General features: G+C 49.0%; 16 protein-coding genes and 2 pseudogenes. 2 read left to right on the forward strand and 16 right to left on the reverse strand.

Annotated elements, in window-relative coordinates; all coding sequences use genetic code 11:
• Positions 1-28 precede the first annotated feature (28 nt).
• From PseAD21_RS12300 to PseAD21_RS30020, 6 genes and pseudogenes are all read right to left on the reverse strand, one after another.
• Entirely contained in the window at positions 29-1498 is a 1470-nt protein-coding gene (locus PseAD21_RS12300) for an aldehyde dehydrogenase family protein (RefSeq protein WP_102355903.1), read from the reverse strand.
• 48 nt (positions 1499-1546) lie between these two features.
• The gene (locus PseAD21_RS12305) at positions 1547-2716 is read right to left on the reverse strand and encodes a CaiB/BaiF CoA-transferase family protein (RefSeq protein ID WP_102355904.1); all 1170 of its coding nucleotides are present in this window, start codon (positions 2714-2716) and stop codon (positions 1547-1549) included.
• Positions 2717-3631: 915 nt separating this feature from the next.
• Complete coding sequence (locus tag PseAD21_RS12310; protein WP_102355905.1) at positions 3632-4453, reverse strand: CoA ester lyase; 822 nt, start codon at positions 4451-4453, stop codon at positions 3632-3634.
• A complete protein-coding gene (locus tag PseAD21_RS12315; protein WP_102355906.1) occupies positions 4450-5655 on the reverse strand; it encodes a CaiB/BaiF CoA-transferase family protein in 1206 nt (401 codons plus the stop codon). Before PseAD21_RS12315 ends, PseAD21_RS12310 begins: the two co-directional genes overlap by 4 nt.
• A 73-nt stretch (positions 5656-5728) precedes the next feature.
• A complete protein-coding gene (locus PseAD21_RS30015; RefSeq protein ID WP_256588141.1) occupies positions 5729-6142 on the reverse strand; it encodes an NAD-binding protein in 414 nt (137 codons plus the stop codon).
• A pseudogene (locus PseAD21_RS30020) lies at positions 6140-6640 on the reverse strand (NAD(P)-dependent oxidoreductase); the annotation flags it as partial. The pseudogene PseAD21_RS30020 and the gene PseAD21_RS30015, both read right to left, overlap by 3 nt.
• A 159-nt stretch (positions 6641-6799) precedes the next feature.
• Here PseAD21_RS30020 and PseAD21_RS12325 point away from each other — a divergent pair.
• The gene (locus tag PseAD21_RS12325) at positions 6800-7687 is read left to right on the forward strand and encodes a LysR family transcriptional regulator (protein ID WP_102355908.1); all 888 of its coding nucleotides are present in this window, start codon (positions 6800-6802) and stop codon (positions 7685-7687) included.
• A 172-nt stretch (positions 7688-7859) separates the two neighbouring features.
• Here PseAD21_RS12325 and PseAD21_RS12330 read toward each other — a convergent pair whose 3' ends face one another.
• Positions 7860-9266 carry an amino acid permease gene (locus tag PseAD21_RS12330; protein ID WP_256588136.1) on the reverse strand — a complete coding sequence of 469 codons (1407 nt, stop codon included), beginning with the start codon at positions 9264-9266 and terminating at the stop codon, positions 7860-7862.
• Positions 9267-9800: 534 nt separating this feature from the next.
• Between PseAD21_RS12330 and PseAD21_RS12335 the strand changes: the two genes are divergently transcribed.
• Positions 9801-10739 (forward strand): LysR family transcriptional regulator, encoded by a 939-nt coding sequence (locus PseAD21_RS12335; RefSeq protein ID WP_102355910.1) that lies wholly within the window; start codon positions 9801-9803, stop codon positions 10737-10739.
• A gap of 456 nt (positions 10740-11195) precedes the next feature.
• Here PseAD21_RS12335 and PseAD21_RS12340 read toward each other — a convergent pair whose 3' ends face one another.
• The 9 genes and pseudogenes from PseAD21_RS12340 to PseAD21_RS12375 all read right to left on the reverse strand — a co-directional run bounded on the left by PseAD21_RS12340 (position 11196) and on the right by PseAD21_RS12375 (position 23447).
• Entirely contained in the window at positions 11196-11837 is a 642-nt protein-coding gene (locus tag PseAD21_RS12340; RefSeq protein WP_158242597.1) for a carboxyltransferase domain-containing protein, read from the reverse strand.
• 171 nt (positions 11838-12008) lie between these two features.
• Positions 12009-12839: a methyl-accepting chemotaxis protein gene (locus tag PseAD21_RS30280; RefSeq protein WP_371859061.1), complete on the reverse strand. Its 831-nt coding sequence runs from the start codon at positions 12837-12839 to the stop codon at positions 12009-12011.
• Positions 12840-12866: 27 nt separating this feature from the next.
• Positions 12867-13892, reverse strand: a pseudogene (locus tag PseAD21_RS30285) (cache domain-containing protein); the annotation flags it as partial.
• Between the two features lie 163 nt (positions 13893-14055).
• Positions 14056-15318: a cation:dicarboxylate symporter family transporter gene (locus tag PseAD21_RS12350; protein WP_102355913.1), complete on the reverse strand. Its 1263-nt coding sequence runs from the start codon at positions 15316-15318 to the stop codon at positions 14056-14058.
• Positions 15319-15425: 107 nt separating this feature from the next.
• Positions 15426-16634, reverse strand: coding sequence for a pyridoxal phosphate-dependent aminotransferase (locus tag PseAD21_RS12355; RefSeq protein WP_102355914.1), 1209 nt, complete (start codon positions 16632-16634; stop codon positions 15426-15428).
• A gap of 11 nt (positions 16635-16645) precedes the next feature.
• Entirely contained in the window at positions 16646-17311 is a 666-nt protein-coding gene (locus PseAD21_RS12360) for an RraA family protein (protein WP_102355948.1), read from the reverse strand.
• Positions 17312-17429: 118 nt separating this feature from the next.
• Entirely contained in the window at positions 17430-18338 is a 909-nt protein-coding gene (locus tag PseAD21_RS12365) for a LysR family transcriptional regulator (protein WP_102355915.1), read from the reverse strand.
• A gap of 654 nt (positions 18339-18992) precedes the next feature.
• A complete protein-coding gene (locus PseAD21_RS12370; protein ID WP_102355916.1) occupies positions 18993-20300 on the reverse strand; it encodes an OprD family porin in 1308 nt (435 codons plus the stop codon).
• A 1776-nt stretch (positions 20301-22076) separates the two neighbouring features.
• Complete coding sequence (locus PseAD21_RS12375; protein WP_102355917.1) at positions 22077-23447, reverse strand: MFS transporter; 1371 nt, start codon at positions 23445-23447, stop codon at positions 22077-22079.
• Positions 23448-23688 lie beyond the last annotated feature (241 nt).

Consider the following 23688-nt stretch of genomic DNA (forward strand, 5'->3'; position numbering starts at 1 on the left):
GCCGGAGTGGAAGTCCATGAGGGACAGATCAATCGCCGAAATAGTTGACCACAGTCTTGATGCGAGAAAACTCGTGCAGAGCGATGATGCCTTTTTCCCTGCCATGACCCGACTTGCGAACGCCCCCAAACGGCAATTCGACGCCACCCGCTGCGCCATAATTGTTGATGAAGACCTGACCACAATGAAGGGCTTTAGCGACCCGTTTTTGTCGGGCGCCGTCGCGCGTCCAAACCGATGCCACTAACCCGTAGTCGGTTCCATTCGCAATGGCGATAGCCTCTGCCTCGTTTTCGAAAGGAATGACGCAAAGTACAGGCCCAAAAATTTCCTCCTGGGCGATTTTGGAGTTTGGGTCACAGGGGCCGAATAATACCGGAGCTACATAGAAGCCCCCGGCAGGTGCACACTCGCTGATGCATCCGCTGGCGATAAGGGGTTGATCAGCCTCGGAAATGTAGCTCTCAACTCGCTGTTTCTGCTTCGCCGAGATTACAGGCCCCATGATTGCATCATCACCTGGGGTACCGACGTCCACAGCTTCAAATCGTGCCTTCAGTTTTTCCACGACTTGATCGTAAATCGAGCGTTGGATCAGCACCCGACTGCCAGCAGAACAGGTTTGCCCAGCATTCTGGATCAACGCGTTCACCAAGACTGGAAGTGCAGCGTCAAGATCAGCATCTTCGAAAACCAGTTGCGGAGATTTGCCGCCTAGCTCCAACGTACAGCCTACATAGTTTTTTGCCGCCGCGATCTGAATCATCGTGCCGACTTCGGGGGAGCCGGTAAAGGAGATGAAATCAACTCCACGGTGCTCAGTCAGGGCTTTGCCAACCACGTCTCCGCGCCCCGTCACCACATTGAACACTCCTGCCGGGAAGCCGACTTCAAGCGCCAGCTGTGCAATCCTCAAACCACTCAGGCAAGCATCCTCCGAGGGTTTCAACACCACTGTGTTGCCCATCGCCAATGCGGGGGCAATAGACCGGCCAATTTGCTGAGCTGGGTAGTTCCACGGCAGGATCACCCCGACGACGCCATGAGGCTCTCGATGCATGCCCACGTCATAGCCCTGAAGGAATGGAATGACTTCACCGTGGAACTTGTCTGCCGCCCCGCCGTAGAACTCGAAGTAACGAGCAGCCATTATCATGTCAGTTCTGGCCTGCTTGATTGGCTTCCCGTTGTCCTTCGTCTCAAGCTGAGCTAGAGGTTCTACTTCCTCCAAGATGCGCGCCGCCAATTTGGCCATTAAGCGCCCGCGCTCAGTCGCCGTGAATATTGCCCACGGCCCCGACTCAAAAGCCTTGCGTGCCGCAATCACCGCCTCATCAAGATCCCGTTCGTCGCTGTCGGCAATATCGGAAAATGGAATGCCATCAATCGGCGATATTACCGGGAGGACTCGGCCCGTGTGCGAAGGTACCCATTTTCCGTTGATCAAGTTCAATGGTTTTGGAACTGCGAATGTACTTTGCATCATGATCTCGCTCATGTCGTGTTCATCATTCGTTTAACCGGTACGTGTAGGCAGCACTGCCTGCTACGTCGGAATATCGTCGCCTACTGTTAGCTTCTCGCGCGGGAAGACGCTTCTGTTATCGGCACCCAAAGCGCTTCCGACCCGCTGCCGCGGCCTCACACCATTGAAACGAAGTGGATTCGCGAGCAGTCGCAGTGTCGGGAGCATGGGGTGGGGGACTTCCGAAATCATTTCCACCTCCTCGACAAAGGGGTTGTCCAAAGCTTCTTTTACCGTACAGATCGGCGCGATCGGCAGTATCCCTTCGAACAGCGAAAGCCAGTGCTGGGTCGGACTACACGCAAACTCCTGATCAAGCACCTCAGTCAGCGCATCCCGGTTGCGGGATCGTTGATTCTGATCACTGAAGCGGGGATCCGTCGCAAGATCCTGGCGATCAAGTTTATTTAGTAGAAGCTGCCAGAATTGTTCGGTCATACACATTACGTAGATCCAGCCGTCAGCAGTGGTGAACGTCTGAACAGGCGAAATCGACATGTGGGATCCACGTGGCACACGGCTCGATTCGAGCCCCTCGTTCAGGTACCAGGTGCCAACATAGCCAAGTTGGTGCAATGCAACATCGAACAGACTGATATCGACATCGCTGCCTTCCCCCGAGGCCTTAGCTTTAATGATGCCAGCGAGAAGCCCCATGACCCCCATCGTGCCTGTCATGAAGTCGATGATAGAAACGCCAAACCTAGTGGGATCAGCACTAGGGTCGCCAGTCAGATGCATCAGACCAGCCTCGGCTTGCATCAAATAGTCGTAGCCCGGCCAAGCAGCACGAGAATTATTTCGTCCGTATGCAGAAATGTGCAGGCAAACAATGGATTTATTGAGATGTTTAAGCCGATCGTAATCAAGTCCAAGCTTGGCAGGCTGATCACCTCGCAAATTATTCATTACAGCATCAGCCGAGCGAACCACACTTTCGAACGCACACCAATCTTCAGGTTTTTTCAGATCGAGGGCGATGCTTTGTTTACATGTATTCCATCCTTGAAACACGAGACTGTCATTGTCCCCAATGAAATAAGGGCCCATACGCCTAGCCGGATCACCATCACTTTTAACGTTCTCGATCTTGATCACAGTTGCCCCCAAATCAGCTAGGTGCATAGAACCATAGGGCCCTGCCGCGAAATGTTCGATGCTAACAATTTTCAACCCTTCAAGCGGCTTCATTGTTCCTCCACTCTATTAATAAGGAACGGCTGAATATGGCTCACCCTTTCCCGGTACCAACCTATTGGGAATAATATTTTCTCGCCAGGCTCTGCAAGTTCCATTGGCACCTACATTGGCAATGAACAACAATGTCGGAAGTGCGAGAGCCTCAAGTTCACTTAAGACATAATGCGTCGAGCTATGATCAATGATTACGAGGAGGCATTACGGCTGCTTGCGTGCCACAACCCCCTTCCCTTCGCCCCACTTCATTGGCGCATTCATAGATAATAGGAGGGGGCAATAGTTAAGACAATCTTAATATTCTTAAATATTGTTCAATAAACCTTAACAAATCAATGCATTTTTCTGAGCATGTAATGAGGCAGACAAGCGCTGAATCCCGTCTGAATTGCGCCCTCCGGCGAAGCTCGGTGAATTGGAGTGATAATCGGAGTTTTTTGGGGGGGGAATTAAAAGTAGTGTGGACTTGCCGCTCGCCTGACCTGCGGCCTATGACCTGCTGACCCTACAAGCAAGAGGATAGAGGGTATCCAAGATTGCGAACTGATGATTGGGTAAATGAGCTATATCAATCTAGTAGGCACTTTTATGCTTTGCTATGGCGCTTGCTTGGAGTTGTCACATAACTCCCTGAGCGAACAGTCGTGGGCAGTCGTCAGGGAGTACTATTTAGGCCCGTACTGACTTTTTCGTGCGTCCCCTCCATATTGATGGTGGCAGCCGAGATGGAAATTATTCCTAAATCAGCTGAAATAAGGCCGACCATCCTCAAATCGAATCAGCGAAAGGCCGACATTGGGTAATGAGAAAAGAGAGTGAAAACAGTGCCCGTTATCCCGATACCAATATGACTTAGCGCGTGGGGCTTCCAAAGTAAAAGCTGTAGGTGAGTGAATGAGGCCTAGATCACTAAAGCTCGGCAATTAGGCGTTTGGCTTGCAAAATTACCGGAGCATCTACCATTCTGCCTTCTAGACGAAATGCACCAGCAGTCTTCATGGCTGCCGCAGCTAAAACTTTCCTCGCCCATTCAATTTCTGCTTCGGAAGGTGCATAGATCAGTTCTACAGCGGCGACCTGAGTCGGGTGAATGCACAGCATCCCCCCAAAACCCATATTCCGACCGTCTCGCGCCATTTGCTGCAATCCCTGTAAATCGGAAATATCGGCGAACACTGTATCAAGAGGCTTCGCTAAGCCAGCACTCACCGAAGCTAGAATGAGGCTATAGCGAACATTGTCTAATACCTTATTCGCAGCATTACTCCCAATGGTTATTCCAAGGTCTACTCCAAGATCCAGAGCACCGAAAGTCAGCCGTTCTACCCGGGAAACTCGCGCTAGTTCGGTCATAATCAAAATGCCTTGAGCGCTCTCAATCAATGGCCATAGAGGCTTTTGAAGTGATTGCAGACTCCGCAACTGTTCGGAGCTTTCCACCTTTGGCAGCATAACCGCACAAACTCCCGGTGTAGCTTTGCAGAAAGCAACATCTGCTTGATGTTGAGGGTGGTCTACCGCGTTGACTCGCACAACGACCTGCGTCTGGGGGCGACTTGCCAAATAGTTTTCCAGATGGTTTCGGGCCTCAGCTTTGAGCGCTTCTTCAACGGCATCCTCGAAGTCGACGATCACACGGTCAGCACCGGTGGCAAGGGCCTTGTCGAATCGCTCCGGCTTGCTGCCCGGAACAAATAGTGCCGATCGAACCGGGCGAATACGATCGGTCATACAGCCCCCTTGGCTTTAAGCTGCTCGATGTCGTCCGCGCTACGACCAAGCGAGCGTAGTATCGCCTCGGTGTGCCCCCCCAACGAAGGGATTGCATCCATACGGGCGCGGAACGCGCTGTTAGCACCAGGCGGCAAGAGCGCCGGCAGGTTTCCGACAGGGCTGTCAACCTCCATCCAGCGATCTCGCGCCTTCAACTGAGGATGATTCCAGACGTCATGCATGTCATTGACCTTGGCATTGGCAATTTGCGCGCGGTCAAGTCTAGCGATCACCTCATCGACAGTCAGAACACTGAATGACTCGACAATGAGTGCGCGCAAAATATCACGATGTTTAGAGCGCTGGGCATTGGCCGAGAAGCGCTCATCGCCGGCTAGGTTCGGCTGCAGCAGAACGTGATCGCAGAAGTTTGTCCACTCACGCTCGTTCTGCAACCCCAGCATTACCGTCTGACCGTCTCCAACAGGAAAAGGCCCATAGGGGTAGATGGTAGAATGAGAAGCACCCGCACGCGGCGGCTGAGGAGCATCCTGATAGGCGTAGTACAACGGGTAGCCCATCCACTCCACTAAACTCTCGAGCATGCTGACGTCAATGTTGCTGCCAGTACCAGTTTTCTGGCGTAGGAGTAACGCTGACTGAATGCTCGAAAAGGCGTACATGCCGGCGGCGATGTCGGCAATGGAACAACCCGCCTTGGCGATCTCATCCTCTCCAGGCCCGCCCGTCACCGAAAGAAAACCACCCTCGCTTTGAATCAGCAGGTCGTAAGCTTTTTTGGTTTCATAGGGCCCGCCTTTGCCGTAACCCGAAATATTGCAAATGATCAGTTGGGGGAAGCGAGAATGAAGCTCTTCGAAAGACAATCCCATACGCTCGGCAGAACCCGGGGCCAGGTTCTGAACTAGCACGTCCGCAGTCTCGAGCAGCTCGAACAGAATTTCTATCGCCGCATCTTTTTTGAGATCCAACGTCAAGCTTTCTTTGGATCTATTCGTCCACACGAAATGCGAAGACAGACCTGCGGCTCGGGTGTCGTAGGCTCGCGCGAAGTCCCCCACGCCAGGCCGCTCAATTTTGATGACCCTCGCGCCGAGATCTGCAAGTTGCCGCGTGCAAAAGGGGGCTGCGATTGCGTGTTCCAGACTTACCACAGTCAGGCCGTCGAGTGGCCGAACTTCCGCTGCTGCATTCTTCATCGATGACTCCATCAGAGCTTATGTAAAGCGCTTGGGCGAAACACCGCGCGACGCCTAACGTAGGTGTGTCACTTCAGTTGGCTTGGGCGCGGTCGTTGGAAAGGAGCGTCACCAATTCGGGAACTGTGGCGTTTGGGGCGGCCAGATCGTTTGCTATCTCATAGGTTTTGCGTACCGACTCAGCGTTTCTTTGATACACACCCATGTCACTGGCCATCGCTGTGTAATAGCCCATGTCCTTCAACGCGTTGGCGATGTAGAAGCGGAAGCTATTCTCATCGCCATTTGCTAAGAACGGACGGAATCGCTCGAGTACCGTGCTGTTGCCCCCGCCGCTTCCGACGACTTCCAGAAAAACCTCTGGGGAAATGCCAGCCTGTTTTGCGCAGGCTGCGGCTTCTGCAAGCACGGCTGAGAAGCCGAGCGAGACGAAGTTGTGAATCAACTTGAGTTGATGCCCTGATCCAACAGCGCCGGTGTACACCACCTTTTCAGTAAAGGTTTGCAGAAGCGGGAGCGCCATTTCGTACAAGTCCTGACGCCCACCTACCGTGAGATTCAATCGCCCTTCAGCAGCCTCCTTGGGAGTGCGGGTCATCGGGGCATCAATGAAGTAGCCCCCGCGCTTCTCGACGTCCACTGCGATTCGCTGGGTGGAAGAAGGGATGGCAGTTGAGCAGTCGATAATGAGGGTGCCAGGTTTGATTCCTTCCAGCAGCCCACCTTCGGTGAATAGAACGTGTTCGACTTGGGGGCTGCCAGTCACACAGAGCAGAACCGCATCAACTTGCGAGGCCAGATCCGACAGACTGTTACAGGAGGTTGCCCCACGCTCGATCAGTGTGTCGAGCGGCTGGTTACCCGAATGCTCGAACAGCACCAGCGAGTATCCGTGCTTCTGGATATTCATTGCGATGCCATGGCCCATCAGGCCGATACCTACCATGCCGATTTTTTTCATTGTCATACTCCTGATAAACCTATCGTTGTCGGCGCATGCCCAGCAAGCCGGTGTTCCTCTGCAACCTAGGCCACGATTCTACTGCTATTTGACTTGTGTCAATCATTAGTAAAATGGCAACATCCCTTCTAATATGGAGAAGCCAAACTGATACTCAACCTCTGCTCATAACTTGGAGAACCCATGCTCCCTGACCTCGTATCTCTGGCCCTTTTTCTCAGGACGGTCGACAACGGAAGCCTGTCCAAAGCAGCAGAGTTGTCCCATATCGCGCTATCTGCGGCGAGTCGACGCATCGCATTGCTTGAGAATGATCTGGACGTCAAATTGCTGGATCGAGGTCAAAGGGGGGTGTCCCCTACTCCAGCTGGCCTTGCTCTCGCAGCGCACGCTCGTAGGCTCCTCAACGAAGCGGATCGACTCAAAACAAATATGTCTGACTATGCGAGAGGGGTAAAAGGCATGGTTCGGCTGTATGCGAACACATCGGCCTTGACCCAGTATTTGCCCAGCGCAATCGCCAAATTTGCCAGCGCTTTTCCTAGCGTCCGGGTAGAAGTCACCGAACGGTTGAGTAGCGAGATTCTGCAAGCAATCGTTGACGGTCACGCTGACGTCGGCGTGGTGTTCACCGATTCTCCGGATCGAGAAGGACTCAGATTCATCCCCTACAAGGCTGATAGTTTGGTGGCTGTTATGCCCCAGGACACTGCGATGGGTGTCCGCCGGCTATGTCTTGCCGACTTGATTGACGCTGACTTGGTTGTTCTTGAAAGCAACACCGCCATGCTCAAACTACTTGAGAAGGCAGCTGAAGCGGAAGGCAAAAAATTGCGCTTGAGAGTGCAAGTAAAAAGCTTTGAGGCAGTGTGCAAGATGATTGAAGCCGGCCTCGGCATCGGAATTCTGCCCAAGATCGCAGCGCAGACTTTTGCGGGCGAGCTGAACCTGCGGCTCATCCCTTTATCCGATACGTGGGCTGTAAGGCAGATGTATGTGTGCTGTCGAGAGGAGGAGTTTTCGGTGTCTGTAGAGAAATTGGTAGCGCATTTAGTGGCGGAGTTGGATTAAATACGTTTCGAAGCTTCTGGGGGCTGGACTTTTTGCCGGCGCGAGTGTGGCCCCCATCACAATCGCCGTCATCATCAATGGCTAACAATATTGGTCTTAATACAACCCCAATAGCCGGAACATGCCGCCCCCTCAATGAAGAATATCGGCTTTTCTCAATCGCCCTGTTATCTCAGCGAATTGTGCCAGACGACGTCGTGGGCATTAACGCCGCCTTCTTGATGCGTACTCTATAAGCGATAGTCAAAACAATGAACCACAGCGGCATTACCGTCAATGCTCGCGCAGTGTCTTTCTCCAACGACAGCAGAACAAGGATGAAACCGAAAAAGAACAATCCACACCAAGCCATAGGTATGCCGCCAGGCATCCTGAATTCTGACGCGTCGTGAAGTTCTGGGCTCTGACGTCGATAGAGAAGATAAGCGACAAAAATCATGCCCCAGACAAAAATAATCAAAATTGCCGTAACAGTGGAAAGCATGACAAAGGCATCCATGACATCTGGCATGATAAACAGCACCGAAAGCCCGGACAACATGCAAAGAGTAGAGAATACAAGACCTCGCACAGGAACAGAGGCTTTGGACAGCTTGTGAAACAAGCTTGAACCCTGGCCTGAAGCAGCCATTCCGTAAAGCATTCGGCTCGTGGCGAACACCCCACTGTTAGCGGCTGACATTGCCGAGGTTATGACCACCAAATTGATGATTCCGGCTGCCGCAGGTAATCCTGCAAGAACAAATAGCTGTACGAATGGGCTTTTTGCAGGGTCAATATGAGCCCAGGAAGACACTGAAATAATACAACCAAGCGACAACACATAAAAAATCAGCACTCGCATGGGTACAGCATTTATCGCTCGAGGAAGGGTGCGCTCCGGATTCTTGGTCTCCGCAGCAGTAGTCCCGATCAACTCTACACCCACGAATGAAAATATTGCGATTTGGAAGCCTGCAAAGAAGCCGGTTATTCCATGTGGAAACACAACACCTCGCTCAACCAAGTGCGCGACAGAGGCTTCCACACCGTTTGGGGATATGTAACCCACTCCAATCAGAAAAGCCCCAGTCACGATAAGACCAACAATGGCTAGAACCTTAATGATGGCGAACCAAAACTCCATCTCCCCGAACAAACGGACAGCGACAAGATTCAAAGTAAACAGAGTAGCTAATACTAATAACGCTGGTATCCATGTAGGTAACTCTGGATACCAGAATTTGAGATAGCCGCCTATTACAGCGCAATCAGCAATCGCTACCACCACCCATATCAACCAATAAGCCCAGCCAATAAAAAATCCTGCCCAAGGGCCTATGTAATGACCACAAAAATCTGAAAAAGATCGAAATTTCAGATTAGAGAGTAGAATCTCACCCATCGCGCGCATCATGAAAAACATGAAAAAGCCGATGATGGCGTAGGTTAGTAGTATTGAGGTTCCTGACACTGAGATCGTCTTCCCAGCCCCCATGAACAATCCGGTACCAATCGCACCACCGATGGACATCAATTGTATGTGTCTGTTACTAAGTTCACGACGCAGGTTTGCTTCTTTTGTTTTGAACTTAACCACCTTGCATCACCTCAAAAATTATTATTATGAGTAGGCGAGCTTAACCATTCCGACATAGCTTCACCAAGTATGCCCATCAATTACTCCTGAGCACATTTAACTTCCAATTACTCCAGCTTCTCCTTTTCATTAAATCTTGAATTTTAGGGGGCGGCGTTTTCAGAAAACTAAGGCCGCGAGGGCCGCGAGCGATATTAGCGCAACTGGAGTTGACGTCAGTTGCCAAGATATCAACCGGTCTTCTCCAAACGAGAAGGCGACTCTGACAGAGCCCTGCATCGGTGCTTCAACAGGCAGGAGAAATCTAGAGTGGTGCATACTCATGTGCAGAACGCCTACCCACAAAGCGCATACCCCCGTGTCGAGTAACGATAAACCGCTTAAAATTCCACCAAGATATTACTACTGATGGCTTTAGCATTTTTTAGGGAATAGAGCTTAATCAATATTTCCCCACTACGCCGCTTGGGCGACTTTATCCCACATAGGCCCGAGCCTCTGGTACAGTAAAGAAATACCGGAGCAGAGAATGCCATGAACGTAAATCTTAAACTCTTACATACATTTGCGCGTGTCGCCCAACTCCGCAGCTTCAGTCGCGCAGCGGAAGAGCTAGGACGTACGACATCCGCTATTAGTATGCAAATTGGAGAGCTCGAGGGACAGGTTGGACTAAAGCTGCTCGATCGAACAACCCGTAATGTCACACCCACACCCGATGGAGCTGTACTTCTCGAGTGCGTGCAGGACTCCATCCGCCGTCTTGAAGATGGGATATTAGAAACGCGCGTAGCCGCTGAGAGAAGGCGTGGCAGAGTAGTGTTTGGTTGCGCACCCACAGTTGCCGCAACCTTCTTGGCGTCTGTATTAGCTGAATTTCGCAGTGTTCTACCAAAGATTTCAATTCATGTTCAAGAGCTGACTTCAAATGATCTATTAACCGCTATCAAAGATCGAGAAATAGACTTCGGTATTACGCCAATTGTTCAGGACAAATCCGACTTCTCTTTTACCCATTTATTGCGCGAACCATTGGTAGCGCTTGCTTCGGGAGATCATTTCCCTGATATCATGCAACCGCTCAGCCTTGACTGTTTAACTCGCCTGCCGATTCTAGTTATGCAGGGAATGCCAATTACAGCTGTGTATCACGAAAAAGAAGCATCGTTTTTGTTGACTGAGCTTCTTGAAACACCAGGCCGCCCATTGAACATTGCCTGTAGCGTTAAACAGGCTGCCACGCTTGTTGACCTTGCTGCTTCGGGCCTTGGTGTGGGTATAGTGCCAAGACTTGCAGTGCCGACCAGGATGCCGCCGCAACTTAGAATTCTCCACCTTACCGAACCTGAAATAGTGAGAGATATCGGTATCGCAACGCTCAAAGGAGAACGCCTGAGTGAACCTTCGCTAGTGATGGCTAACATTTTCAAGTCTCACCTGTTGACACGGGTGTTGCCAGCGAAGCTGGACTGATGGACACCCCAAGCAAACCAAGCACAACGGTCGCCTCCAGGAAACTATTGCATCTCCCCCCGCTGAGCGAACCAAGGCTCCCCTGGCAAAACTCTTCAACGGCAACACCCTTCTATGTCTACCTGGAATCACTCTCTACAGAACCGCTTACGTATGCCACCTTAATGAGCATCGCAGAAAGCTAAAACTTTTTTGCTCAATCGAGAATCTCAGCGCGTGGAATCTGGTTATTCTGCCAAAATCAGTAGGTATTCTTAAGCGCTCGTTAAATTGTGATTTGTTCTTGGCGCTCACGAAGTGCTTCGCGCTGATTCGCTCTTTAGTAAATCGACACTTGTTGCATGACAAGCGCGTCAAGCTGATATAAGCATTCAGCTCTCTAACCCACAGACAGAATCCTGCCCCTACCTGAGTCACGCAACCACGAGTTTCTGCCTCATTCCGCTGTAGCGCTGATCACCGCGAAATACACTCAAAACGCACCCTGTCGCCCGGCTGTAACGATGGCAGTGCCTCCGTTTCGCCTTGGAATATAGCTTTGCTGATGACGCCAACCAAATTCCAACCAACCGGCAAGGTTGAAGCTGCAATGGCCGTACAAGACTCATTAACCGCGACACCACCGGCGTAGACCGGCTGCCTAAATGTTGTCCAGACAGATGTTTGCAAATCAGGTTCCAGCTCTCCCAAGCATGCCAAACCCGGGTGAGTGCCAACGTTGACCACGGTGTAGGTGCTGCGTACGTGTAGATCAACCCATTGATCCACACTCATTCTGGCTTGTTTCGCCACTTGGCGTAAGTACGGAGCACCAAGACCTCCATAGGAGACCTCCAATGTTATCGTGGAAACAACTCTTGTCCTCGCCCGTTGCACACATTTTTTCCACAATAAAGGTAGCTGTTTCTGTGCGGACTCCAAGGCACCAGGCGAATCAAAGTAAATCGACAATGAGTTGAGCCCTGGAATGGTTTCCAACACCCCAGGCCACGAAAGACTGATCTCATCGATTTGCCAAAATACATGCTGGGTTTCTATATCCGCACGCGCCTCTCTCGACTGAAATTCGAGTACTTGAGGGCCAAGGCGCTTGATCATGGGCATCGTTAGGGGCATTGATCACTCCAAAGCATTTCCAAAGCGTCGAACTTTGATTAAGGGTAGCTGTTGCCGATGATGGGCTCTCATTTTGTTAGTATTCTGGTCGCATTCGTAGTGCGCCAATACATCAAAACAGTAATATCCACACGTCGGAAGCATGTTGCCCCACTAGATTTTGAAGCCCGACACGATTTGTTGAAGTCTCAGGGCTTCACCCTCCAGCGACCTACAGGCGTCAAGAGTTGAGCGCAGATTGCTTACACCTTTATCGATAAGTGTATTGATGTCGGTTACATCTACATTCAGTGCTTCGACGACAGAACTCTGCTCTTCCGTCGCGGCGGCTATCGACTGGTTTTGATCGTCAATCTGACCGATTCTAGACGTTACGCTGCCAAGGCTAACACCCGCCTTTTCAGCGACCTCAATGCTTCCTGCACTTTGACGCTGACTCTCGATCATCAGAGTCACTGCTTCGCGAGACCCTTTTTGGAGCTCCTCGATCATCTGCTGAATCTGCTGAGCTGAACTCTGAGTGCGCTGTGCAAGGCTTCTTACTTCATCGGCGACGACAGCAAATCCTCTTCCGGCTTCGCCAGCGCGCGCAGCTTCAATAGCCGCGTTAAGCGCCAACAAATTAGTCTGCTCAGATATTCCCCGAATCACATCAAGGATAAGGCCGATACTTGCGGTCTTGCTGTCTAATGCCTCTATATGATCACAGGATAAAGCAATTTTACGCGAAAGATTTTGCATCGAATCTAAAGCTTGGTTGAGTACATTCCTACCTGACTCAGCTTGCTCTCGTGCTAGAGATACATCCCCGGAAGCGTGCGCTGCATTCTCGGCAATCTCATGAGCAGACGCGCCTAATTCATTTATAGCCGTTGCAATGCTGTTTGTTCTCAACGCTTGAGCGTCCGATTGCTGAATAGATTCAGTTGAAGCAGATAGCACCTTTCTGCTCACATCATAGAGCAAAGCTGTACTGTGAGACACCTCATGAATTGAGCCGTGTATGCGCTCGATAAATCGATTAAATGCATTTGCTAACAAACCAAATTCGTCTCTGCTGCGTTGAGGCAATCGTTGTGTAAGATCCCCCTCACCCTCCGCAATGTCACCCATTGCACGAGTAAGTACGCGCAAAGGAGCCAGTAATGCACTCATCAACAGTCCAAGTGTAACTATGATTACTACGACGGCGACTAACGCGGCGATTAGAGCGATATCGCGGGATCGACCGACAGGAGCAAAAGCCTTTTCAGCGTCAATGGATAACACCAAATACCACTTAATGGATTCGACACCTTTAATTGGAGTGAAGAGCACAATTTGGGAACGCCCAAGGCGCTCAGTATTACTAAACCCAGGCGCAACAGTAGGAGTATTCTTCGGGAACACCTCTTTGATATTCCTCAACGTTTCATCTGGCCTGGGACTCACCAAGACCTTACCTTCTTCATCAACTAATAAGGCCTCACCCAGACCACCAGCATTCAGGGAAGTGATGATTCTCACCAGAGTCGAAAGTGCAAGATCACCCGCTAGCACACCCGATAGCTTATTGTTGCGCATTAGAGGCGCCGCAACGGTAACCCCGAGAGTCCCTGTCGTGGAAAATATGTATGGTGGTGTAAGTACTGTATAACCTGCATTGGCAGCCGCTTGGTACCAGGGTCTGGAGCTAGGATTATAGCCAGCAGGCATAATCTGGATCGGCCTAATAGTAAACTTGCGACTTTCTTCACCGTAATAAATCTTATCAAAAACGTCCTTAAATATTTTTTGCTCTAGCAAAGATTGCAATGCGTCGTCACTGCTGTTTTTTTCCGCACTCTGAACGGCAGAGTCAATCAGCTTGACGCGCGCATCTATCCAATAAGAAATATTTTCCGCCGTGAGCTTTCCTACTTCTACCAGTGATGCTTCTAGGCTATTTCGTATGTTTTCTTTTTGAATATACGAATTAAAGCTGGCAAATGCAGCGAATGCTATTGACACAACCACCGAAGTGACCAGCATTATTTTATGAGAAAAGCGCAAATTCATTATTATCGCCGGCCTTTTAAGTTGTAGTGGCTAAGCATCATTAACAAACGATATTCCGACACACTTAAGAACGCAAAAACTTCTTTTGCGCCAAAACGTTGAAGCCTGAAAATTCAAGCTTCAACTGTTGAGTCAACCTCTATCTATAAAACACCTTGTGACATTAACGTTGAAAATTACATTCTTCTTTTAAGGGATTACGACGCTCTTCCCATTTGGAAATCACTAATGGAGCAAGAGCATTACCCAGTACATTTAGAGCAGTTGTGGGCATATCCATAAGGCGGTAAACGCCAGCAATAAATGCAATCCCCTCCAAGGGAAGACCTGCGCTTGCAAGAGTGGCAGACAAGATTACAAACATGAAACCCGGTACACCTGCTGCACCTTTTGAAGTAAGAACCATTGTTACCACCAACAATGCCTGATGGGATAAAGTCAAATCAATTCCATACAATTGGGCTACAAAAAGTGTACCAATGCCTAAAAACAGTGACGCTCCATCGAGATTGAAAGAGTAGCCTATAGGCACCACGAAGCTTACAAGAGACCGTGACGCACCAAACGTTTCAAGCTTAACCATCAACTGTGGCATGACCGCGGCAGAGCTGGCACTAGAGAAAGCCAGAATTAGTTCGTCCTTGATATGTCTGATCAACGCAAATAAATTGATTCCTGCAAATCGCGCGATACCACCAAGAACTACAATTGCAAAAAAAAGTATTGCAATGTAACTAACCATAATAAGTTTAAGCAGTGGAAACAAGGAGCTAAAGCCAAAATTAGCCACCGTCACTGCTATCATTCCGAAAACACCAATTGGCGAGTAAGCCATGATCATAGATGTAACCTTGAACATAGCCTCGGAGACTGCGCGCAGAGTATCTACAAGGGGCTTTTTCCTTTCTTCATCAAGTTTAGAAACTCCGAACCCAAACATTACCGCGAAAAACAGAACAGGCAGTAGACTCCCTTTCGCCATGGCGTCAACGATATTGTCAGGAATTATGTTCACTAATACCTGTGCAAAGCCATGACTGGTTGCACCCTGGGCTACGTTAACTTCAACAGCTTTCAAACTTGCAAGATCAGTCCCAGCTCCGGGCTGGAGGATATTACCAATTATCAGGCCTACGATAATTGCCAAAGTAGTAACTGCAAAAAAATACAAAATTGTTTTTGTTCCAATTCGACCTAATGACTTACCATCGCCATTACCTGCAATACCGACGACCATGCATGCGAACACAATCGGAACCACTATCATTTTCATAAGTCGAATAAAAATATCACCGGCGGGTTGCAATACGTTGCCAATCAGCCACGGTCGTAACTCTGGATACTGATGTAGAAGAGCACCCACAACAATACCAGCAAACAAACCAATCATAATTTGCAGTACTAATGGAATACGTGACTTATGCATGTAGTGCCTCTGTGATATATAAATTTTATTATAGGCAGTAACTAATAACAGGCCCAATTAAGCGTTAGCAGAAAGAGCCTGCGAGAGTCCACAATACTTAGGATTGTTTAACTCAGCTTTTCACAAGCACGCCGAAACCGCGAACAACCATCCTCAATCACATCCATCGCGCTGGCAAAACTCAAACGAACATAAGGTGACATTCCATAAGCCTCTCCACTTACAGTAGCTACACCCTCATCTTCAAGGAGGAAATTCACAAGGTCGGTATCAGTTTCAATAGTCTTGCCACCAGGCGTATTCAGGCCTATTAATCCCGACACATTTGCGTAGACATAAAAGGCACCGTCCGGTGGCGTGCAGCTCACACCTTTCACATCCTTCAGTAGATCCAGCATTCGCTGGCGACGCTCAATGTAGACCTCACGCATCTTAGCGATAGGGCTTTGATCGCCCGCGAACGCAGCCACTGCAGCTGCCTGGCTAATAGAACTGGGACAAGTGGTCGTTTGCGATAAGAGTTTAGCAATAGCAACGATGAGAAACTTAGGGCCTGCACCGAACCCCAAACGCCAACCGGTCATTGCGTAACCTTTGGAAGCCCCGTTGAGGATAAGAATTCGATCTTTTAAATCTGGAGCGGCTTTTGCGAAGGAGATATGTTTAGCATCCCCGTACACAAAGTGCTCGTAAATTTCATCAGACATGATCAATACGTGAGGGTACTTACGGAGAATTACAGCCAGAGCTACCAACTCCGCTTCACTATAGACTGCACCACTTGGATTATTAGGTGTGTTGAGAATAACCCATTTAGTATTCGGAGTAATAGCGGCGTCCAACTCCTCAGGTTTTAATTTGAAACCGTTGGACTCATTACCTGGAATAATCACCGGTGTAGCATCGTTCAGCCTCGCGATGTCAGGATAAGAGACCCAGTATGGTGTGTGAACGATCACCTCATCGCCGGCGTTTAAAGTCGCCGCCAACGCGTGATAGATGATGTGCTTACCACCACAGCCCGCGATGACTTCATCGAGGGAATATCCCACTCCATTGTCACGCTCAAGTTTCTGAACAATAGCTTTACGCAACGCCAACGTGCCGCTAGTGGGGGTGTAATGAGTGTCACCGTTAGCCATCGCTCTATGAGCGGCGTCCAGAATATGATCTGGAGTGTCCAAGTCAGGCTCACCAATCGTGAAGTTAACGATATTACGGCCTTGCGCACGTAATTGGGTTACCAATGCATTAGCTGCAATGCTAGGAGATGGGTCGATGCCAAGTACACGTTGGGATAAAAAACTCTTGCTCATGATATCTACCCTCAATTGGCCAAACCATTGCTCTTCAGCACTTTATCGAGCCAAGACTGGTAAACGTTACCGCTAGCTATTTCGGCCTTCACCTCCTCCTCATGAGCTTCGTGCTGCTTGGCCTTGCGCAAGACTTCAGCCGCATCCTCTTGCGCAAAAGCAACGAAGCCGTCTTCGTCACCAACAATGATGTCGCCAGGATTTACGATCATGCCGCCGATAGATACCGGCACATTAATTTCACCTGGGCCGGTTTTGTAGGGGCCGCAATGTACGACGCTTCGGGCGTACAAAGGCGTATGTTCGAAAGCTGCGACGTCCCGAATGGCGCCATCAACAATGAAACCTACACATCCGCGCTGCTCGGCATAAAGCTTGATTAGTTCACCGATTACCGCGTTGTTATGATCACCCTGCGCATCAATTACAAGCACATGCCCTGGCTCAATCATTGTCAGGGCCTTGTAAATATAGAGGTTGTCGCCTGGGCGCGTCTTGACCGTCAGCGCAGTACCGACCAGCTTGCCGGTTCGGTTATAACGATTCAGACCACGAGCACCGATATGGCGGTTCAGATTGTCGCTGATATGTGGGGTAACGACATCACGAAAAGCATCTACGACCGCTTGGGGTGCCAAAGCTGGTGAAGAAAGAATGCGAGTACCTGGCAAAGACATGTAAACCTCCAAAAAGAGAAAAGCCATCGGGGCTGCATGTCGATCTTAAGAAAGCGGTGGAGATACTTTTAGCGATATTTTTAGATGTCAAAACATCTCCTTTTTTCATGAGTTAAAATTAGGTCTTACCTTGCATAAGCATCCTGCTGAAGTTACAGCATTGCACGGCCAACTTGGCTACCTCTACGCTTAGCCCTTGAAGTCGATCTGCGCGATGAATTGCGGCATAACGAACGTGAGGAAGTCGTGGCTGTGTTTCAATGACCTTAAGCAAACCTTGGTCGACCAGAGGTGACAGGCATGCTCTAGGGAGGTAGCTGATACCTATACCGGATAATGTTAAACCCACTTGAGCGACCAGATAGTTACTAATTATCGTACGATTGAAACGAACGTCATGCTGCGCAAACCAACGGTCATACACTAAACCTGTTCCCGAACTGCCGCCCTGCGTGAGTACAGTGAATGCCGCCAAGGTTTGCAGATTCACAGATTCACTCCCATCGTAAAGATGAGGTGCGCACATCCAAGAGTTCTCTACAGCCTGCAGTGGTGTAGCGACAAACCTAGCATCGTCAAAAACATCCGGTACGATAATCAGATCGAGCTGGTCGTCCACTAATTTCTTGAAGAGCTCGGAACTTAACTCTACAGAAGGTTCAAGAACCACCAGTGGATATGCTTTCCGTATACTTTCGATCAGAGCGGGAAGCCATGTCAGCGCAGTCAACTCGGTGACGCCCAGACGAAAACGCCTGACGAGCACTTCCTTGGAGCTGATGCGCTCCAAAAGGTAGTCGCGCTGGCGTAACATGTCCGCCGCATACTCGAACAATTCTGTACCCTTCTCTGTCAACCTAGCGCTGCGTTTCGTGCGATCAAATATCTGGACATCGAACGCATCCTCCATTTCTTGAACGCGTTTCGAGATCGCCGACTGAGACATATTTAGCTTCATGGATGCAGCCTCAAAGCTTCCCAGCTCGACGATCCAATAAATGGCTTCCAGTTGTTTGAGTGTGATCACAGCGAATCTCCATGAAAAAAAGCGAACATAGGCATCTGAAAATATCTCTAAAACTCAACAATAACAACCTAGTAAAAGCCTAGAGCCTCTTAAAAAGGAAGGTAAGGCCCATTGACTAAAAGGAGGTTTGAGCTTCCGCCGCCTAACCGCCATGAGAGCATTGGCTGTTGAGATAGTCTTAGAAGCATTTCTGCATAGACGGAAACCGAAGTTACAGTTTTAGAAAAACAATCCGAAAATCTGCGTGTGCTATTACGGCAGAGCTTATGGTATTAGTGGATCAACAAGGCCAAGGCAACCACCTAACCAATAACGGCGCTAGCATTAGGAGAGTCCGCCGCAGATTCACTTGGTCGTTGGTAATAACCAGTTAGCAACCATACATTGAGTACATGCCAATTATTTTCCTGTAGTCCGCCAATCGATCGACCAGCATTTCCTAAGCATAGGGTGCGCCCTTGTCAATGGCTCTGCGGGGATACGTACTTTAGAGATTGGCGGTTGTGTAGGAAACGATGGCCAAGAATCAGTGGTGTAGTTACCGTAGTCTAACCATGTCTTTCGCACAAAAAAAACGCTGACTAGAAGTCAGCGTTGAGACAAAGATTGTCAGACAAACAACCTCAAGATGTGCATATTTCGCTTAACAAATTTTCACATAAGCGGAATGCTGTAACTTACAGTAACTCGATTTTGATCCTGGTCACGAGAAGCCTCGCTATTTGATTTACCATTACGCCAGCCCAGACCTACACCTTTAAACGTACCCGACTGTAAGATGTAGTCTAAGCTGATATCCCTTTCCCACTCCTTCTGATTATCGCCAGATGTGGTTTTAATGTTGTCCCCAGAAAGGTACATCACCGAGGCTTTTAAACCGGGAAGACCCATAGCAGCGAAGTCATAGGCGTACTGACCGAATGACGTCCTCTCTCCAGCGCGATTGAAGCTTTGTATCAACCGATCGGTATAAAGGTATAAGCTGGTGCCACCGGCGCCTTTGCCAGCTAAACTACCCTGATTGAGTTGAGTGAAACTACTACCATCTGAAACGCTTTGATAACCAGCAGTGATCGCGTGACCACCCAGAGTGTAAATCAGCGTGGCACTCCAAGTGCGGTTGTCGATCTCACCATCGCCATTTTTGGTGTAACCACTGATGCGATAACCTGATGTACCAGAGCTATTTTTACCTGATGAGTCTGTTTTAAAGTAGCGCAGATCCGTTTTCAGCGATTGGTCGTCCGCGATAGTCAGAGTGTGGAGAAGGCCAAAAAACTGCTGATTGTAGTAGTTGTCTAGGTTCGCGTAGTAATACTGAGCAGTCAGGTCTTTCGTGACCTTCCAATCACCCCCGCCAAAGTCGAAATGGTCGCTTTCACGCGTGCCGCCCATTGCAGCCAACCCCGTCTGATCGGTCGAACCGCGGCCCGTTGCATGTTCAATTCGACCGCCGATCAGGGTCAGATCCTTGAATTCGCCGGATGTGATCTGTCCCCCTTCGAAGGTTTGGGGAAGCACGCGTCCATCGTTTGCGACCAGGATCGGCAGTTTCGGAATCAGAGTGCCATAGCGTAGTTCAGTCTTGGATATTTTGACCTTTCCGGTCAGTCCTAGACGACTCCACTGGTCGACAGCGCGATTGTCGCTTTCGGAAGGAATCATGGTACTGCCAACATGTCGCCCTTTACCGCTGTCCAAGGTGACACCCATTAATCCTAGGGCATCAATACCAAACCCTATCGTGCCATCGGTGTAGCCAGACTTATAATCCAACATGAAGCCTTGAGCCCACTCTTCAGTTTTTGAAGGTGCAGCCACTCCATCGCGGTTGTCATTATTGAAGTAGTAATTTCTCATGCCCAGCGTGGCCTTGCTATCACTTAGAAAATCAGCAAAAGCATTAGTGCTCAGCGCAAAACATCCAAGCGCTACAGTTGCCGCAATCTCTTTTTTAATCATACAAATCGCTCAAATTATTATTAGTTTTTTACATCGGACATAACAAACCAATGCTGGAATTAAAATCAATACCAAATTGGATGAACTTGATTCTTCCGCTGATACCGCCACTTTTTAATGCATTCGACTCATGGCGACATCACACTATTAGGGGCTGATATCGCCGAGGTTATGACTAACAAGTTGTTAATGCCGTCTGCCGCAGGCGCGTCTGTTTCGATCGTAACTTCGATGGATATGAGTTTATTTTCTCCTATTGCTGAGCTCTCGAAGCCGGCTTTTTCTTTTGTTTTTAAAATAAGCACCTTGCATCACCTCACAAGTTATTATTATTTTTAGCGAATCCTAGTGACTCTAATATCGCTGCACCAAGCATACTTAGCACTTATCTATGAAAGACTTTAATAGTCCAAACAACACAGCCTTCAGTCTCAATGTTTATCCTTGCGTTGCAGTAACACAGACATAAAAAATCGCCCGGCTCGATGTTAGCGCAATTTAAGATCAGGCCAGTTGCCAAGATATCAACAGGTCTTCTCCAAACGAGAAGGCGACTGGGAGAGTGTTCCGCATCGGTGCATAAACAATCACAAGAAGGGTAAGTTGGTGCAGAGTCACGTGGTGGGCACCTACCCCATGACGCCTGCGTCGGCCTAGCAAAGGATGAACTACTAAAAGTACGGCTACATATCGCCGCAAAGGTTCAGCACCCTTGGAACGGGTATTGCTTTATGTCAAGATCACTTCGTTGCGACAAGGTTACCCTCAGACGCCACGACCCCATTTACCTGCACAATGACAGGTTCCTAGAACGCGCACCGTAGTTAAATTAAGGCGTGACAGAGTAATATTTAGCTACCGAAACCTCTTGACTATAACAAAAAAAGGAAGAGCAATTAGCGCTACGCCGCACGACTACAGGCAGACTGACCTATAAAGCAATAAAATTCTATTTGAGGCGTTAGCATTTCATCCTATATTCCTTATTCGAATCGACTGTAATTGAATGGGTCTACATCAATAGGCGCTTCCCAGGAGTCAACTAATAACGCAACGCAATAAGCTGTAAAAGAGGATGTAGTCAGTCCATTATGGGCATGGCCAACGCGTAGAATAATCCAGGCTCTTTTTTCACTTGCCCGATCGCTGGAAATCCATCGGGGAGCGACGGCCTAACCCCCATCCAAGGATCATTCGCCTTAGAGGCAGACCGGGCAAGTATCGTCTGGCAACACTCTGTAACATGTGCGCACGTTTCATGTTTGGCAAGGCTTCTGCTTTGCAAAACTTGGCAGTGCCTGCAAGTCGTAACCCTTGATCCATTGGAGTTGCCGCGAAGTACGCCTCGCCAAACACCACCGGCCTCGAAAGCGAGGCAGTTGCTACCTCTTGTCGATACGCTGAGTGATGATGTAATTGGTCATCATGTAATGCACACCGATGAAGCAAAGGTGCGAATGTCTGTGTTAGGACACTCCCGCAGATCTTATGTTTGGATAGCGCTCGATCCGCTCCCACCCAACCCTGGCCGGGCGCGGTTTCGAGTGTCTCGACGCTTATTTTTTTTGGAGCAGGAGCGCAGTCGGAGCTGACTTTCGAACGATGCCCTGTGCTCGAGGACAACCGTCCACGCTTAAATTACGTGAACAAGCGGCAATAGCTATTGTCTTTGTCCTACGACAACATCAATATCCTCCCCTTGGGCTATACCAACTCTGGCTCGGAGCCACTACGGGCACAATCCGCAATTGGATTCAATCAAGATACTCTCTGCACTTAGGGCTTATTGGTAACGGGATCAAATGGCGCGTTCGACCCGGGAGTTTCCATAACTGCAACAGGCTCTGCTATAGTCAATAAAAGCACAAAGCTTATGAACGAACTTATAGCCATGAATAGAAATACCTCGTTCCATCCATAGCTGTCCAATAGCAGACCCGTCAAAAATGGTGTAGCTGCGCCTCCTAACTGCCCTCCCATATTTACAATCGAACTAGCTATTGGAAAAGTCTTTTTGGTCGCCATTCCCATTGGGTATACCATGTAAGAGGAAAACCCGATGCTGAGTAAAAGTCCGGTCATGAACAGAAGTGCCCCATACAATGCCGGATCATCTGGAGAGTTAATGAGTGCATACATCATCCCTGATGTAGCCAGTGCAGAAATCAACATCCCTGGTTTTCTACGTTTACCGAGAAGCTTGTCCGAGATAATTCCACCGAGAATGTTCCCACAAACAGCCCCTACCCAAGGCGCTGCTGCGACAAACCCCATATTAACGAGCGAGTAATTTTTCACAGTGACCAAATACGTTGGGATCCATGCCAATAAGACGCTAGAAATCCCTAGCTGAAAGCAATAACCCAGTGCACATCCCATTAGGTTCCACGATCGGAATAATTCACGTGTGGTTGCTATAGGAGCGACCTGTTTAGCGCGAATAAATTTGTCCAATCCGGCGAACGAACGAGCATCGGCTTTGGACTTTGATTCAATCTTGTTATTTGTATCATTAGTTATGTGTTCAAGCTCTGCCGCACTGACGAAGCGGCTCTCGGATGGATGGTTTGTGACTAAAAAATACCAAACCACCGCAAGGATGATGCCTGGCACAGCGAAGAAATAGAATATTTCTCGCCATCCCCATACAGCCATTATGGCTACGCAGATGGGCGGTACGATGACCGGCCCAAACTTAACTGCCGCAAGAAAAATGCCTGTAGCAGTACCTTTTTCACTTGCAGGGAACCAATTATTAATTGTCGATGTAATGCCAACCGGAAGCGGCCCCTCCGCAAAACCCAAACCCATTCGATAAAGCTTAAGCGCAACTACAGAACTGACCGTGCCTACTAATCCCGTAAAAATGGAAGTGGCAATCATCGAAAAAGAGAAAATTTTGCGTACGCCGAATCGACTAGCTGCAAATCCTGAAGGCAATTGAGCGAGCGCATATGCCAGCAGAAACATACTGATCAATGCGCCCGCCTCAGCGTTCGTCATTGGAAATTCTTTTCGTATGAATGGCAGCGCAACACCTAGGTTCGCTCTATCTGCTGCCGCGATCGTGTATATCAAGAAGATGAGCCCAGCGACGACCCATCTAAATCCAGTTTTTTTTGCTACAGGCAGGATTCGGTTTTCCATGATTTACCAGATTGTTTTTGAAGTTATCCTTCATTCTTACCTGATTCAACACAGTGATTTTAGCGATAAATTTTCATAATAGATTATTCGTTTTTTTCATGTGTTCCATGAGGAATACTCAGATCACGAATAAAAACTGATTGTTTATTTGAGAAAAAGCGAACATTTAGGTTAAAAAATTCGCTGAAATTATTACTCCAGATCCGAAGAAAAGAGGCACTCGATAGTGGTCTACGACCAG

Source organism: Pseudomonas sp. AD21 (assembly GCF_002878485.1).
In the GTDB taxonomy this organism is placed as follows: Bacteria; Pseudomonadota; Gammaproteobacteria; order Pseudomonadales; family Pseudomonadaceae; genus Aquipseudomonas.